We start from the raw sequence: 13,886 nt of genomic DNA on the forward strand, positions 1-13,886 counted from the left end.
CGCTCCGACCCAGGGGGCAGGATGCCCGTCCCGACCGTCCGCCGCACACCGTCCCGCACGCTCGCGCTCGGCACGGCCGCGCTCGTCCTCGCCGCGCTCGCCACCGCCTGCTCCGGCGCGGACTCCGAGCAGGCCGGCCGGGAGGCCGCCGGACGGACCGCGCCCTCCGCCGACACCGCCGACTCCTCGCCGTTCTGGGTCGACCCCGCCTCCGCCGCCGCCGTCCAGGCCGAGCGGTGGGAGAAGCAGGGCCGCGCCTCGGACGCCACCGTGATCCGCCGCATCGCGCAGCACCCGCAGGGCATGTGGGCGCCGGGCGACTATCCGCGCCCGGTGATCGCCGAGGCCGGGGAGAAGGCGAAGAAGGCCGACAAGACGCTGGTCCTGGTCGCGTACAACATTCCGCACCGCGACTGCGGCCAGCACTCGGCGGGCGGCGCGCACAGCGCGGAGTTCTACCACCAGTGGGTCGACGCGTTCGCGACGGGCATCGGTGACGCCAAGGCGCTCGTCGTGCTCGAACCGGACGCCCTCGGGCACATCGTCGACGGCTGCACCCCGGAGGAGTACCGGGAGGAGCGCTACCAGCTGATCGGCTCGGCGATCGACCGGCTCAAGCAGCAGCCGAACACCAAGGTGTACGTCGACGCCGGGAACCCCGCCTGGATCCCCGACGCGACCAAGCTCGTCGAACCGCTGCGCCGGGCGGGCGTCGAGCGCGCCGACGGCTTCTCCCTGAACGTCTCGAACTTCCAGACGGACCAGGCGAGTTCGGCGTACGGCAAGCAGCTCTCGGGGCTGCTCGGTGGCGCACACTTCGTGGTGGACACCAGCCGCAACGGCGCGGGCCCCTACTCCCCGGCCGGCGCCGACGGCTGGTGCAACCCGCCGGGCCGCGCCCTCGGCTCCGCCCCGACCACCAGGACCGGTGACCCTCTGGTCGACGCGTACCTGTGGGTGAAGCGGCCCGGGGAGTCGGACGGCGCCTGCCGGGGCGGACCCGCGGCGGGCACCTGGTGGGCGGAGTACGCGCTGGGTCTCGCCCGCGCCGCACACACCTGACGCGGACGGGACCCGGCGCGCGGATCGCCTGCGGGTCAGTCCTCGCCGACCTTGACCCACTTGGCCTCGGACGACACCCCGTCCGCGTCCGTCGCGAAGAGCATGTACCAGCCGGGCGGGACCAGGGCCCGGTCGGTCGGCACGTCCACCGTGATCTGTCCCTCGCGCTTGCTCAGGCCCAGTTCGATCGAGCGCTGCTCGACGTCCGTCGTGTGGGTCACGGCGGACGGCCGCATCAGCCGCGCCTTCACGATCCGGTCGGCGGCGTCCGTCCTGAACGTCGCCCGGTGGTCGCCCGGAATCGTCTCCGGTCCGTCACCGAGGACCGGGCGCCGGTCCCCGCCCTTGTGCAGCGCGGGCGGCGTGAAGATCTCCATGCGCTGCTCGAAGTGGCCCAGCTTGGTGTTCTGCTGGTCGTCGAAGAGCGGGTCGGAGCCGAAGGTCACCACCCGGCCGTCGGGCAGCAGCAGCGCCTCCGAGTGGTAGTTGCGGCCGACCTTGGGCGAGGCCGCCTCGCGGAAGGCGTTCTTCTTGGGGTCGTAGAACTGCGCGGCGAGGATGTTGCTGGCGCCGCGCCCGCGGTAGTCGGACGAGCCGTTGGACGTGAAGACCGAGTCGTCCGGCATGATCACGCTGTTCAGGTAGCGGGTGCCCTGCGGCAGGTTCGGCCCCTCCTTGAAGCGGGGGCTGTCCTCCTTCAGGTCGACGACCGCGGTGCGCGGCGTCGCCCGCTCCGACTCACCGACGCCTCCGCCGCCCAGGATCATCACCTTCTGGTCCTGCGCCGGGGGCAGCAGCAGGGACGCCGACGTCTCCGTCTCGTCCCCGTCGGTGAGGCCGGGGACCTTCTCGAACTTGTTGGTCCTCAGGTCCCACAGACCCGGCTCCCGGCCCTTCTCGGCGGGCCCGTACCCGGCGTTGGAGGCCGGGTAGAAGAGCTTGCCGCCCTTGGTCAGGAACAGCGCCGGGTAGGTCGGGAAGTACCGCTTGGGGCCCATCGACCACTTCTTGGTCCTCGGGTCGTAGATCTCGTTGTCCCCGGGGTCGATGACGCCGACGTCGTCGAGTCCGGAGACGGCGAGCACCTTGCCGTCCTCCAGGCCGACGAGCGTGGGGTACCAGCGCGCCTTCTGCATCGGGTCCACGGGCACGTACTTCTCGGCGACCGGATCGAACTCGTACGCGGCCTTGATCCCCTGGAAGTCCTGCTTCTCCATGGTGATCTTCTCGGAGAGCCCGTACGCGTTGTCGGCGTCCTTGCCGGTGAGGCCCTCGATCTCGTACTGGGCCTGCTTCGACGTCTCGTACTGCTTGCCGTCGGCGACGGCCTCGACGAAGACGCGGGCCTCGCTCGCCTTGATCTTCGTCTTCCAGGGCTGCATGACACCGGCGCGGTTGTAGCTGATGTCGTAGGAGCGCTTGGCCTTGGGCACGGTCACGTCGAACTTCGACACGTACTCGACACCGTCCGGCGAGCGGAACTTCGTCCCCTTCTTCAGGACCACCGGTTCGTCGGGGCTCTCGTTCTTGACGCGCATCCCGCCGCCCGCCCGCTTCACCTCACCGTCGAGGAGTTCGTAGCGGGCGGTGCCGCCGGCCACGAGCATCCGGCCGTCGGGGAGGGCGGCGTGCCCGGAGCAGAAGAAGTCCTCCGGGGTGTCGATCTTCTTGAAGGTGTTCGCCTTCGGGTCCCACAGGACCGTGTCGAACGACCCGGCGTCGAACTTCCGCTGCTCGTTGCCGGAGCCCGCCACGATCAGCACCTTGCCGGTGTGCAGCAGCGCCGCGTGGATGGCGTTGGTACGGAACTGCTCGGGGATGTCGACCTGCGACCACGAGCCGTACCGAGCCTTGTAGCCGGGCTGGGCGATCTTCCAGTCCTCGTACTTCTCGGAGGCGAAGGTCCAGGCGGCCGGGGCGTTGAGGCCGACGAGGAGGGCGATGCCGCCCACGCCCAGGACCGTCTTCTTCATCTTCTGGGACGGCTTGTAGCTGTTGAAGGCCATGGGTCAGTTCCCTCCTGTGCTCGTGCTGGAGACCGGCGAACCGGCGAGGGCGGGCTCCGGCTTCTCGTGCTTCCCGGGCTCGGCGGCCGCGGCGGCCGCCGCCTCGCGGCGCTGCGCCACGCTCCACACGACCGGCGGCGCGAGGGCGATGCACAGGGCGAGGACCGCCCAGGTCCGCATGGCCACGTGCGTGTGGTCGAGGACGACCGACGCGGCGAGCGACACGGCGAGCACGCCCGCCCAGAAGAGATGGATGCGGAAGGTGAGCATCCGGTCGGCGGTGGCGTCGCCGCCCTTCGGCGTGACGACGAAGCGGGACGGGCGGCGCAGCAGCGCGGCGCCCAGCGACTTCAGGTAGATCGGCGCGGAGATCGCCGACATGGCCATGCCCGCGATACCGCCGGACCCCTCGGGTTCGTGCGGCGAGACGTTGTGCCGCCGGTTCCACAGGTAGAGGCCGATCTGGAGGGCGGCGGCGTCGCTGTAGAGCATCAGCCACACGGACGCCGACACCTGCGTGCCGGACGCGCCGAACCAGAGGAACAGCACGCAGCTCAGCACGCCGAGCAGCCAGTTGACGGCCGTCATCGGGTAGTAGACGAGCATCATCGTGTACGAGAAGAGGCGGCCGGCCGGCATGCTGAACGGCGCCTTCCAGTACTGCTTGAACAGCGTCTCGTACGTCCCGCGCGACCAGCGGAGCTGCTGGGTGAAGAAGTCCGTCCAGGAGGCGGGCCCCTCACCGACGGCGAGCACGTCGGGCGTGTAGACGGAGCGCCACTTGGTGCCCGTGGCCGGGTTGGTGTGCCGGTGGATCTCGAAGCCGGTCGCCATGTCCTCGGTGATCGAGTCGACGAAGCCGCCGATCTGCTTCAGGGCACTGATCCGCACGACGTTGTTGGTGCCGACGAACATGGGGGCCCGGTAGCGGTTGCCGGCCCGCTGGATCAGCGCGTGGAAGAGGAACTGCTGGGACTCGGCGGCCTTGGTGACCGGTGAGTCGTAGTTGCCGTAGACCTGCGGCCCGACGACGAACGCGACGTCCGGGTCGCGGAAGTAGCCCAGCATCCGCTCCAGGAACTCCGGCACCGGTACGTGGTCGGTGTCGACGGACGCGAAGAAGTCGTAGTCGGCGTGGTGCGCGGTGAGCCAGGCGTTGTAGTTGCCGTGCTTGGTACGGGTCTTGTGGGCACCCTTCGCCCGGTTCCACTCCTCGACGCCGTGCCGCGTGAAGTGCCGGACGCCCAGCTCGGCGCAGAGGGCGCGGGCCCGGGGGTCGTCGCCCTCGTCGAGCAGCCACACGTCGAGCGGGCCGTCGTGGGTGAGGCGGACGGCGCCTTCGAGGGTGGCGCGCACCATCGACAGGGGTTCCTTGCCGGGGACGTACGTGGTCAGGAACGCGACCCGGGTGCCCGGTTCGGGGCGCACCGGCACCGGGTCCCTCGCCACCATCGTCGCGTGGGCGATGGAGACGACGTTGACGACCATGAACAGCTCGATGAGGCCGATCGACACCAGCATCACGATGTCGAGCTGGACGAGCCAGCGGGCGCCGCCCTCGCGCTCCACCCAGTGGCTGGGCCACACCAGATAGACGAGCAGGATCCCGGTGAGCACCGGGGCCAGCGTCATCAGCAGGACCGCGCGTATTCGGTGGGGCTCGCGGGAGAGGAGTGAGGTGTACTGCACCCGGTAGCCGTCGGCGGGCGGCTCGGTCAGCGGCCCGGCCAGCCTGCTGTAGGTGTCGTAGTCATAGCCCTCAGGCCGCACAGCGCCCTCCAGGTTCCCGTCGCCCGGCTTTCGGTGACCGAGCGTATCGATAACCTCACAAAAGGTGACTTTTATGGGCGTGTCGAACCGGAGGGTACGTACGAGTGAGGTATGGCGTGTTGATTCACGGGGGCGGGTGAATCGGCGCCGCACTTCGGGGGTTGTCGGCCACCTGCAGACCGGCGGCCGCTTCTCGCGCAGTTCCCCGCGCCCCTGAGATGCGCACTTCGTGCGGCATCTCATAGGGGAGGCTGCGCGGAGCGCATGCCTCAGGGGCGCGGGGAACTGCGCGACCAGCCACGACGAGAGCCGCAGGCGGGCGGGGAGTCGGGGCTATTCGGCGAGGTGCCGTTCGACGGTGGCGACCTTTGAGGTCAGGCCGTCCGTCACGCCGGGGCGGATGTCGGCCTTCATCACCACGGAGACCCGGGGAGCGCGCTCCTCGACGACGGCGACGGCGCGCTTCACGACGTCCATCACCTCGTCCCACTCCCCCTCGATCGACGTGAACATGGCGTCCGTCCGATGAGGCAGCCCGGACTCACGAACGACCCGCACCGCGTCGGCGACGTACTCCCCCACGTCCTCACCGACCCCGAGCGGCGTCACGGAGAAAGCGACGATCATGCGTTGACGATCCCTTCCTGACGGGCCCGCGCCGCGATGGCGGCGTCGACGGCGCTCTCGGACTCCCGCTTCAGCTTGCGCTCGGCGAAGAACCCGCCGGTCGGCAGCACGGAGAGGACGAAGTAGAGCGCGGCCCGGCCGAAGCCCCACTTGGCACGGTTCCAGGCGTCCAGCCAGAAGACGACGTACAGCACGAACAGCACGCCGTGCACCATGCCCATGACGGGCACGGCGTTGAAGTCCGTCGTCCGCTTCAGCACCGAGCAGACCAGCAGCAGGATGAAGGAGACGGCCTCGGGCGCGGAGACCAGGCGGAGGCGGCGGATGGCGGAGGCGGTCTTGATGTCCACGAGGCACCTTTGACTGGAGTGGTCGACGGGGCGGGCAGTGATCTTGTGAAAGCGCGCACAAGCGTTCCCCATTGTGGCATCGCCGCGCCGCCGCCCTGTCGGCGGGCTCCCCCGCCCGGCTACCGTCGTCCCCGTGGCAACGTTCCGGCTGCAGGGCAGCAAGATGCTCGCCGTCGACATGACGGGCGACAGCGTCAAGGCGAAGAACGGGTCGATGGTCGCGTACGACGGCCGTATGGCGTTCAAGAAGCTGAGCGGGGGTGGCGAGGGGATACGGGGGATGGTGACCCGCCGCATCACGGGTGAGCAGATGACCGTGATGGAGGTGAAGGGCCAGGGGACCTGCTGGTTCGCGGACCGGGCGTCCGAGATCAACCTGGTCGGGCTCCAGGGCGACAAGCTCTGGGTCGAGGCGAGCAATCTGCTGTGCACGGACGCGGGACTGCGCACCGGCACCAGCTTCACGGGGATGCGCGGCGCCTCCCAGGGCAACGGGCTGTTCACGACGACCGTCGAGGGACACGGCCAGGCCGCGATCATGAGCGACGGCCCGGCGGTGGTGCTGCGGGTCAGCCGCGACTACCCGCTGACCGTCGACCCGGGCGCCTACATCGCGCACCAGGGCAGTCTGCGGCAGTCGTTCCAGTCGGGCGTCACCTTCCGTACGTTCCTGGGGGAAGGCGGCGGCGAGGCGTTCCAGATCCTCTTCGAGGGGGACGGGCTGGTCTACGTACAGCCCAGCGAGCGCAACACGATCGCGGGGGATGTCTGAGATGCCGGCGAGCTTTCGTGAGATCAACTCGAAGATGATCGAGGCGACCGTCGTGCCCGGGCAGCGGCTCTACAGCCAGCGCGGCGCGATGCTCGCGTACAAGGGGGACGTCACCTTCACGCCCAACATGCAGGGCGGGCAGGGCGGGCTGATGTCGATGCTCGGACGGCGGGTGGCGAACGAGGCGACGCCGCTGATGTCGGTCGAGGGCAGCGGCACGGTGCTGTTCGGGCACGGCGGCCATCACGTGCAGGTGATCACGCTCTCCGGCGACACCTTGTACGTGGAGGCGGACCGGCTGCTCGCCTTCGACGGGGCGTTGCAGCAGGGCACGATGTTCATGGGCTCCCAGGGCGGGGTGATGGGCATGGTGCGCGGGCAGGTCACCGGGCAGGGCCTCTTCACGACCACGCTCAAGGGGCACGGGGCGGTCGCGGTGATGGCGCACGGCGGGGTCATCGAGGTGCCGATCACCCCGAACAACCCGGTGCACGTCGACCCCCAGGCGTACGTCGCCCACCACGGCGACGTGCGCAACAAGCTGTCGACGGCGCTCGGCTGGCGGGACATGGTGGGGCGCGGCAGCGGCGAGGCGTTCCAGCTGGAGCTGAGCGGGAGCGGTGCGGTGTACGTACAGGCGTCGGAGGAGAAGCTGTGAACCACCCCATGCCCGCGGGCCCGGTGATCCACGACCCCAGGACACTGCCGGTCGACGACAACGTCAACGCGTACACCTTCTGCGTGGAACTGAAGAGCAGTCAGTGGTTCCTGCAGAAGGGCAAGATGATCGCCTACTACGGGCGGATGGAGTTCAACGGGATCGGGCACGGGCGGCTCGACCGCCTGGTGCGCACCTCGTTCCATTCGCCGTTGCACGCGAGCGACTGGGTGGTGGCGGAGGGCAGCGGCAAGATGCTCCTCGCGGACCGGGCGTTCGACGTCAACTCCTACGACCTGGACGACGGCAACCTGACCATCCGCGCGGGCAATCTGCTCGCTTTTCAGCCAAGTCTCGCGCTCAAGCAGTCCATCGTGCCCGGCTTTCTCACACTCATTGGCACTGGCAAATTCGTCGCGGCTTCAAACGGTCCGGTCGTCTTCATGGAGCCGCCGATCCGCGTCGATCCGCAGGCGCTCGTCGGCTGGGCCGACTGCCCGTCCCCCTGCCATCACTACGACCACGGCTACCTGACCGGGGTCATCGGCGGTCTACGTGCGATGACGGGGATCGGCGGGGTCAGCGGCGAGGAGCACCAGTTCGAATTCGTGGGCGCGGGCACGGTGCTGCTGCAGTCGAGCGAGGCGCTGATGCCGGAGGCCGCCACGGGTGACGTACCTCACCAAGCGGGTGTTCCGGGCGGTGGTTCGGGGCCGGGCGCGGGCCCGTCACCGACACCGAGGCTTCCCGGACAGCTCGGAGACCTCCAGCGTCGCTTCGGGCTGTGAGCGGTAGTCTGCGGAGTGTGACGTCGAACGCGTGAACGTCACACCCCTCACCTTCGTTCACCTTTCAACTTCTTAGGTAGAATCGATTCCATGGAGACCGAGACGGCCACGAAGTGGCTGACCGACGAGGAACAGTGCGCCTGGCGCACCCACCTGGAGGTCAACAGGCTGCTGAACTACCAGCTGGAGAAAGACCTCCAGCCCTTCGGCCTGACGATGAACGACTACGAGATTCTGGTGAACCTCTCCGAAGCGGATGAGCACCGGATGCGGATGAGCGACCTGGCTGCGGCGACCCTGCAGTCCAAGAGCCGGCTCTCGCACCAGATCACCCGGATGGAGAACGCGGGCCTGGTCCGCCGCGAGAACTGCGAGTCCGACCGGCGCGGCCTGTACACGGTCCTCACCGAGTTCGGCCTGGAGACCATGCGGAAGGTCGCCCCGTTCCATGTGGCGTCCGTGCGGCAGCACTTCGTGGATCTTGTCTCGCCGGAGGCGCTGAGCGAGCTCCACAAGGCGCTCGCACCCATCGCCGAGCACCTGCGTTCGCAGCGCGGCAAACCGTGACACCTGCGAACGTCTGAGGTTGCAGTCCCCGGAGGACCGCCGACCTCCCCCGTGGATACCCGCCATCATCCGGCGGGCAGCCGCAGTTCGAACAGTGCCCCGCCCTGCGGCGCGGCGCGCACCGTCAGGGTGCCGCCGTGCCGCACGGCCACATCCCGGGCGATGGCCAGTCCGAGACCCGCTCCGCCGCCGTCCCGGGAGCGGGCGTCGTCGAGCCGGACGAACCGCTCGAAGATCCGCTCGCGTTCCTCGGCCGGCACCCCAGCACCGTCGTCGGCGACGGTGAGGACCGCCTCGCCGCGCTCGACGCTCACGGCGACCACGACACCGGTGCCCGCGTGCCGCTGCGCGTTGTCCACGAGATTGCCGAGCACCCGGGCCAACTGCCCGCGCGAGCCGGTGACCTGGGCCGGCTCGGCCGACTCCACCGTGACGGGCAGCCGGTCGCCCGTGCGCTGCGAGAGCTCCTCGCGCACCAGGGCCGCCAGATCCACTCCGGTGTCCGCGGGCCGCTCCCCCGCGTCGAGCCGGGCGAGCAGCAGCAGATCCGCGGCGAGTTCCTGGAGCCGCACCGTGTCCTCGACGGCGCCCGGTACGTCGAGCAGTTCCGGGTGGGCGGCGCCGACCTCCAGCTGGGTGCGCAGGGAGGCGATGGGGCTGCGCAGTTCGTGCGAGGCGTCGGCGACGAACCGCCGCTGCCGCTCGACCGACGCCTGGAGCGCGGCCAGCGTCTCGTTGGTGGTCGCGGCCAGGCGGGCGACCTCGTCGTGCGTGTCCGGCTGCGGCACCCGGCGGCCGAGGTCCTGCGACGCGGTGATGGCGGCCATCTCGGCGCGGATGCCCTCGACGGGCCGCAGCGCGCGCCGGGTCACCAGGTACGTGACGGTGCCGACGACCACGAGCAGCAGCGGGAAGCCGATCAGCATGGCGGTCTTCGTCGTCGTCACGGCGCTCTGCTCGGCGGTCAGCGAGGCGCCCGCGTACACGGTCAGATCGCCGTACGCGGTGTCGTCGACCTTCACCTCGGCGAACCGGTAGTCGGCGCTGTCGCCGTCCACGGTGGCGCTGCCGTCGGAATAGTCGGTGGAGCCGGACACTTTTCCGCCGCCGCGGCTGTCGTCGTCACCGTCGTCGTCGCTGTCGTCCCGCTGTGCGGCGACGGGCTTCACGGCGTCGGTTCCGGCGCCGGAGATCCGCTCCAGGTCATCGGTGGCGGCGATCAGCCTGCCGTCGTCGTCGACGACCTGCACCGGATGGTCCTCGTCGTCGAGGTCGAGGCTGCGCGGCGCGGCCCCGCTGACCAGCGACGTGGCGACGCGGCGCGCGGCGGAGTCGGCGCCCGCCGAGGACTGTTCGCCGAGGTTGTCGCGCAGGGCGAGCAGCACGGCGGTGCCGGCCGCGACCAGCGCGACGGCGACGACGAGGGTGGCGGCGAGGGCGGCACGCGACCGTACGGAGCCGAGGAGACGCCGCCTCATCGGGGGAGCTCCAGCCGGTAGCCGGCGCCGCGCACGGTCCGGATGAGGGACGCGCCGAGCTTGCGGCGCAGGGCGCTGACGTAGACCTCGACGATGTTGGGATCGCCCTCGTAGGCGAAGTCCCACACGTGCTCCAGGATGTCGCCCTTGGACACCACCTCACCGGCCCGCGCGACGAGTTGCTCCAGCACCGCGAACTCCTTGGTGGTGAGCGGCACTTCACCGTCCTCGGCGTGCGTGACCCGGCGGGCGGCCGTGTCGACGGCGTACGGGCCGACGGTGTGCACGGGGTTGGCCCGGCCCGCGCTGCCGCGCCGCCGCAGCAGCGCCTTCACGCGCGCGACGAGCACGACGTACGAGAACGGCTTGGTGAGGTAGTCGTCGGCGCCCGTGTCCAGCCCCTCGGCCTCGTCGTACTCGCCGTCCTTCGCGGTGAGCATCAGGATCGGCACGTCGTTCCCGGCGGCGCGCAGGGCGGCGCAGACCCGGTAGCCGTTCATGCCGGGCAGCATGATGTCCAGGACGATCAGGTCGTACGGGGACTCGCTCGCGCGGTGCAGTCCTTCGAGGCCGTCGTGGACCACGTCGACGGCGTATCCCTCGGCGGTCAGTCCCTTGGCGAGCGACAGAGCCAGCCGCTTCTCGTCCTCCACGATCAACAGGCGCATGGGGTTCAGGGTCGCAGGTGGTTCCTGAAGTCTTCTTCAGCTTCCTTCAGCGGGGCTTCAGCATCACTCGGGCACCTTGGTCCTCGTCGAACTCCACGAAGGGACGGACCCCATGAAGCGCCGTACGACCGTCATCTCCGCCATCGCCGCCGTCGCGCTGATCGGCGGAGGAACCGCCACGGCGGTCGCCCTCTCCGACGACGGGAACCCGGACACCACCGCCTCCCGGTCGAGCGTGACCGTCAAGGACGACGGCGTCAGTGACGCCCAGGAGAACGCCAACGAGGCCAAGGGCGCACGGATCACCGCCGAGGACGCCATCGCCGCCGCCCTGAAGCACACCCCGGGCGTCGCCGCCGAGGCGGACCTCGACTCCGACGACGGCCGCCTCGTCTGGGACGTCGACGTGATCGGCTCCGGCGCCGCCCGGCACCACATCGAGGTCGACCCCGGCACCGGGAAGGTGCTCGGCTCGCACGTCGAGAAGGACGATGACGACGACGACCCCGCGCGGGCCGCCGCCGCCCTGAAGAACGCGTCGACCTCGGCCTCGGACGCCGCGCGGGTCGCTGCCGCGAAGGGGACGGTGACGTCGGTGGACGCGGATATCGACGGTGCCGGCGCCGGCGCCGTGACCGTGTGGGAGGTCGAGACGACGTCGGCGAACGGGGTCGAACACGACTGGCACGTCGACCTCAGCTCGGGCGCCCTGACCGTGGACCGCTCGTCGGACGACGACTGACGACACCCGGTGACCGCGTCCCGCGCAGTTCCCCGCGCCCCCTGGAGCGAGCGAAGCTCGCTTTCAGGGGCGCGGGGAACTGCGCGACCAGCCACGACGCGACCGGCGCACGCGGGACGGTGGCGGCCCGGCAGGCGAGAAGGCGCGCTCAGCCCCGGGTGACGCCCTCGACGAGTTCGTCGGCGGCCCGGTACGGATCCAGGTCGCCGGAGACGATGCGCTCGGCCAGCGCGCCGAGACGGCGGTCGCCACGAAGGTCACCGATCCGCTCGCGGAGGGCGGTGACCGCGATGGTCTCCACCTCGCGGGCGGCCCGAGAAGCCCGCCGCTCGGAGAGCACCCCGTGCTCCTCCATCCACGCCCGGTGCTTCTCCAGCGCCTCGACGACCTCGTCGATCCCCTCACCCCGCGCGGCGACGGTCTTCACGATGGGCGGCCGCCAGTCACCGGCCGCCCGCGACTCCCCGAGCCCCAGCATGTGGTTCAGCTCGCGGGCGGTGGCGTCGGCGCCGTCCCGGTCCGCCTTGTTGACGACGTACACGTCACCGATCTCCAGGATCCCGGCCTTGGCGGCCTGGATCCCGTCGCCCATCCCGGGCGCGAGCAGCACCACGCTCGTATCGGCCTGCGAGGCGATCTCCACCTCGGACTGCCCGACGCCCACGGTCTCGACCAGAACGACATCGCACCCGGCGGCGTCGAGCACCCGGATGGCCTGCGGCGCGGCCCAGGCGAGCCCGCCCAGATGCCCACGGGTGGCCATGGAGCGGATGTAGACCCCGGGGTCGGACGCGTGCTCGGACATCCGCACCCGGTCGCCGAGCAGCGCGCCCCCGCTGAACGGCGAGGACGGGTCGACGGCAAGGACCCCGACCCGCTTCCCGGCCCGCCGGTACGCGCTCACCAGCGCCGACGTCGACGTCGACTTGCCGACACCCGGCGATCCGGTGAGCCCGACCACGTACGCGTTCCCCGTCAGCGGGGCGAGGGCGGCCATGACCTCGCGCAGCTGCGGGGACGCCCCCTCCACCAGCGAGATCAGCCGGGCCACGGCCCGTGGCCTGCCCTCTCTCGCCTGGGCGACCAGCGTGGGGACGTCCTGCATCACAGCTCCGTTCCGTCAGACCCGTACCAAGAACCGGCGAACCGGCGAACCGGTTATGGCTTGGGTACCCGCAGCACGAGCGCGTCACCCTGACCGCCGCCACCGCACAGCGCGGCCGCGCCGACACCGCCGCCGCGCCGCTTCAGCTCCAGGGCGAGGTGCAGCACGATGCGCGCGCCGGACATCCCGATCGGGTGACCCAGGGCGATGGCGCCGCCGTTGACGTTCACCTTTTCCGAGGACACGCCGAGGTCCTTCATTGACTGCACGGCGACCGCCGCGAAGGCCTCGTTGATCTCGATGAGGTCGAGGTCCTCAACGCCGAGCCCGTCCTTCTTCAGGGCGTGCCGGATGGCGTTCGACGGCTGGGACTGGAGCGAGTTGTCCGGCCCCGCCACGTTGCCGTGCGCGCCGATCTCCGCGATCCAGTCCAGGCCCAGCTCCTGGGCCTTGGCCTTGCTCATGACGACGACGGCGGCGGCACCGTCCGAGATCTGCGATGAGGTACCGGCCGTGATCGTGCCGTCCTTGGCGAAGGCGGGGCGCAGCTTGCCGAGGGACTCCGCCGTGGTCTCGGCGCGGATGCCCTCGTCCTTGCTGAACAGGACCGGGTCGCCCTTGCGCTGCGGGATCTCGACGGGCGTGATCTCGGCCTCGAACAGGCCGTTCTTCTGCGCGGCGGCGGCCCGCTGGTGCGAGAGGGCGGCCACCTCGTCCTGCTCGGGGCGGGCGATGCCGAGCCGGGTGTTGTGCTTCTCCGTCGAGGCGCCCATGGGGATGTTCTCGAAGGAGTCCGTCAGGCCGTCGTACGCCATCGCGTCGAGCATCTCGACCGCGCCGTACTTGTAGCCCTCGCGGGACTTCGGGAGCAGGTGCGGGGCGTTCGTCATCGACTCCTGGCCGCCCGCGACCACGATGTCGAACTCACCCGCGCGGATCAGCTGGTCGGCGAGCGCGACCGCGTCGAGGCCCGACAGGCAGACCTTGTTGATCGTGAGCGCCGGGACGTTCATCGGGATGCCCGCCTTGACCGCGGCCTGGCGCGCCGGGATCTGCCCTGCCCCGGCCTGGAGCACCTGGCCCATGATCACGTACTGCACCTGGTCGCCACCGATACCCGCACGGTCGATGGCGGCCTTGATCGCGAAGCCGCCGAGGTCGGCTCCGGAGAAGGACTTCAGGGAACCCAGCAGCCGTCCCATGGGCGTGCGCGCGCCCGCGACGATCACTGAGGTGGTACCGGTCGTTCCAGACATGAGGCACAGCCCCTTGGGAGATGAGGAGTGAACGAGG

Annotated in this window: 14 protein-coding genes; 6 read left to right on the plus strand and 8 right to left on the minus strand. The window is 70.4% G+C overall.

Features of this window, described 5'->3' with window-relative positions:
* Positions 1–21: 21 nt before the first annotated feature.
* Complete coding sequence (locus K377_RS38195) at positions 22–1,062, plus strand: glycoside hydrolase family 6 protein (RefSeq protein ID WP_111668251.1); 1,041 nt, start codon at positions 22–24, stop codon at positions 1,060–1,062.
* 35 nt (positions 1,063–1,097) lie between these two features.
* Here the strand turns inward: K377_RS38195 and K377_RS38200 are convergent, their stop codons facing one another.
* From K377_RS38200 to K377_RS38215, 4 genes are all read right to left on the minus strand, one after another.
* On the minus strand, positions 1,098–3,068 hold the full coding sequence (locus tag K377_RS38200; RefSeq protein WP_161195091.1) for a kelch motif-containing protein: 1,971 nt from the start codon (positions 3,066–3,068) through the stop codon (positions 1,098–1,100).
* A gap of 3 nt (positions 3,069–3,071) precedes the next feature.
* Positions 3,072–4,838, minus strand: a complete 1,767-nt coding sequence (locus K377_RS38205; protein ID WP_111668252.1) for a glycosyltransferase family 2 protein — start codon at positions 4,836–4,838, stop codon at positions 3,072–3,074.
* A 333-nt stretch (positions 4,839–5,171) separates the two neighbouring features.
* Positions 5,172–5,465, minus strand: a complete 294-nt coding sequence (locus K377_RS38210; protein ID WP_111668253.1) for an MTH1187 family thiamine-binding protein — start codon at positions 5,463–5,465, stop codon at positions 5,172–5,174.
* A complete protein-coding gene (locus tag K377_RS38215) occupies positions 5,462–5,815 on the minus strand; it encodes a DUF3817 domain-containing protein (protein ID WP_111668254.1) in 354 nt (117 codons plus the stop codon). The genes K377_RS38210 and K377_RS38215 overlap by 4 nt, the downstream gene beginning before the upstream one ends.
* 133 nt (positions 5,816–5,948) lie before the next feature.
* Between K377_RS38215 and K377_RS38220 the strand changes: the two genes are divergently transcribed.
* The 4 genes from K377_RS38220 (at position 5,949) to K377_RS38235 (ending at position 8,600) form a co-directional block, all read left to right on the plus strand.
* Positions 5,949–6,587: an AIM24 family protein gene (locus tag K377_RS38220; protein ID WP_111668255.1), complete on the plus strand. Its 639-nt coding sequence runs from the start codon at positions 5,949–5,951 to the stop codon at positions 6,585–6,587.
* Complete coding sequence (locus tag K377_RS38225) at positions 6,580–7,245, plus strand: AIM24 family protein (protein WP_375606000.1); 666 nt, start codon at positions 6,580–6,582, stop codon at positions 7,243–7,245. The genes K377_RS38220 and K377_RS38225 overlap by 8 nt, the downstream gene beginning before the upstream one ends.
* An 8-nt stretch (positions 7,246–7,253) precedes the next feature.
* Complete coding sequence (locus K377_RS38230; RefSeq protein WP_111668316.1) at positions 7,254–8,033, plus strand: AIM24 family protein; 780 nt, start codon at positions 7,254–7,256, stop codon at positions 8,031–8,033.
* Positions 8,034–8,123: 90 nt separating this feature from the next.
* Entirely contained in the window at positions 8,124–8,600 is a 477-nt protein-coding gene (locus K377_RS38235) for a MarR family winged helix-turn-helix transcriptional regulator (RefSeq protein WP_111668257.1), read from the plus strand.
* Between the two features lie 65 nt (positions 8,601–8,665).
* Here K377_RS38235 and K377_RS38240 read toward each other — a convergent pair whose 3' ends face one another.
* Both K377_RS38240 and K377_RS38245 read right to left on the minus strand, forming a co-directional pair.
* On the minus strand, positions 8,666–10,078 hold the full coding sequence (locus K377_RS38240) for a cell wall metabolism sensor histidine kinase WalK (protein ID WP_111668258.1): 1,413 nt from the start codon (positions 10,076–10,078) through the stop codon (positions 8,666–8,668).
* Positions 10,075–10,746, minus strand: coding sequence for a response regulator transcription factor (locus K377_RS38245; RefSeq protein ID WP_111668259.1), 672 nt, complete (start codon positions 10,744–10,746; stop codon positions 10,075–10,077). Before K377_RS38245 ends, K377_RS38240 begins: the two co-directional genes overlap by 4 nt.
* 112 nt (positions 10,747–10,858) lie before the next feature.
* Here K377_RS38245 and K377_RS38250 point away from each other — a divergent pair, with 112 nt between their 5' ends.
* Positions 10,859–11,488, plus strand: a complete 630-nt coding sequence (locus K377_RS38250; protein WP_111668260.1) for a PepSY domain-containing protein — start codon at positions 10,859–10,861, stop codon at positions 11,486–11,488.
* Positions 11,489–11,636: 148 nt separating this feature from the next.
* On the opposite strand, the gene meaB is transcribed toward K377_RS38250, so the two are convergent.
* Both meaB and K377_RS38260 read right to left on the minus strand, forming a co-directional pair.
* Positions 11,637–12,593, minus strand: a complete 957-nt coding sequence (meaB, locus tag K377_RS38255; RefSeq protein ID WP_111668261.1) for a methylmalonyl Co-A mutase-associated GTPase MeaB — start codon at positions 12,591–12,593, stop codon at positions 11,637–11,639.
* Positions 12,594–12,646: 53 nt separating this feature from the next.
* Positions 12,647–13,849 carry an acetyl-CoA C-acetyltransferase gene (locus K377_RS38260; protein WP_111668262.1) on the minus strand — a complete coding sequence of 401 codons (1,203 nt, stop codon included), beginning with the start codon at positions 13,847–13,849 and terminating at the stop codon, positions 12,647–12,649.
* Positions 13,850–13,886: the final 37 nt, after the last annotated feature.

Source organism: Streptomyces sp. PsTaAH-137, from assembly GCF_003259365.1.
Taxonomy (GTDB): Bacteria; Actinomycetota; Actinomycetes; order Streptomycetales; family Streptomycetaceae; genus Streptomyces.

Coding starts and splice junctions, on each gene's coding strand:
- K377_RS38225 (WP_375606000.1), top strand. CDS start 6,580: ATGTCTGAGATGCCGGCGAGCTTTCGTGAGATCAACTCGAAGATGATC.
- K377_RS38245 (WP_111668259.1), bottom strand. CDS start 10,746: ATGCGCCTGTTGATCGTGGAGGACGAGAAGCGGCTGGCTCTGTCGCTC.
- K377_RS38260 (WP_111668262.1), bottom strand. CDS start 13,849: ATGTCTGGAACGACCGGTACCACCTCAGTGATCGTCGCGGGCGCGCGC.
- K377_RS38200 (WP_161195091.1), bottom strand. CDS start 3,068: ATGGCCTTCAACAGCTACAAGCCGTCCCAGAAGATGAAGAAGACGGTC.
- K377_RS38230 (WP_111668316.1), top strand. CDS start 7,254: ATGCCCGCGGGCCCGGTGATCCACGACCCCAGGACACTGCCGGTCGAC.
- K377_RS38250 (WP_111668260.1), top strand. CDS start 10,859: ATGAAGCGCCGTACGACCGTCATCTCCGCCATCGCCGCCGTCGCGCTG.
- K377_RS38210 (WP_111668253.1), bottom strand. CDS start 5,465: ATGATCGTCGCTTTCTCCGTGACGCCGCTCGGGGTCGGTGAGGACGTG.
- K377_RS38235 (WP_111668257.1), top strand. CDS start 8,124: ATGGAGACCGAGACGGCCACGAAGTGGCTGACCGACGAGGAACAGTGC.
- K377_RS38195 (WP_111668251.1), top strand. CDS start 22: ATGCCCGTCCCGACCGTCCGCCGCACACCGTCCCGCACGCTCGCGCTC.
- K377_RS38240 (WP_111668258.1), bottom strand. CDS start 10,078: ATGAGGCGGCGTCTCCTCGGCTCCGTACGGTCGCGTGCCGCCCTCGCC.
- meaB (WP_111668261.1), bottom strand. CDS start 12,593: ATGCAGGACGTCCCCACGCTGGTCGCCCAGGCGAGAGAGGGCAGGCCA.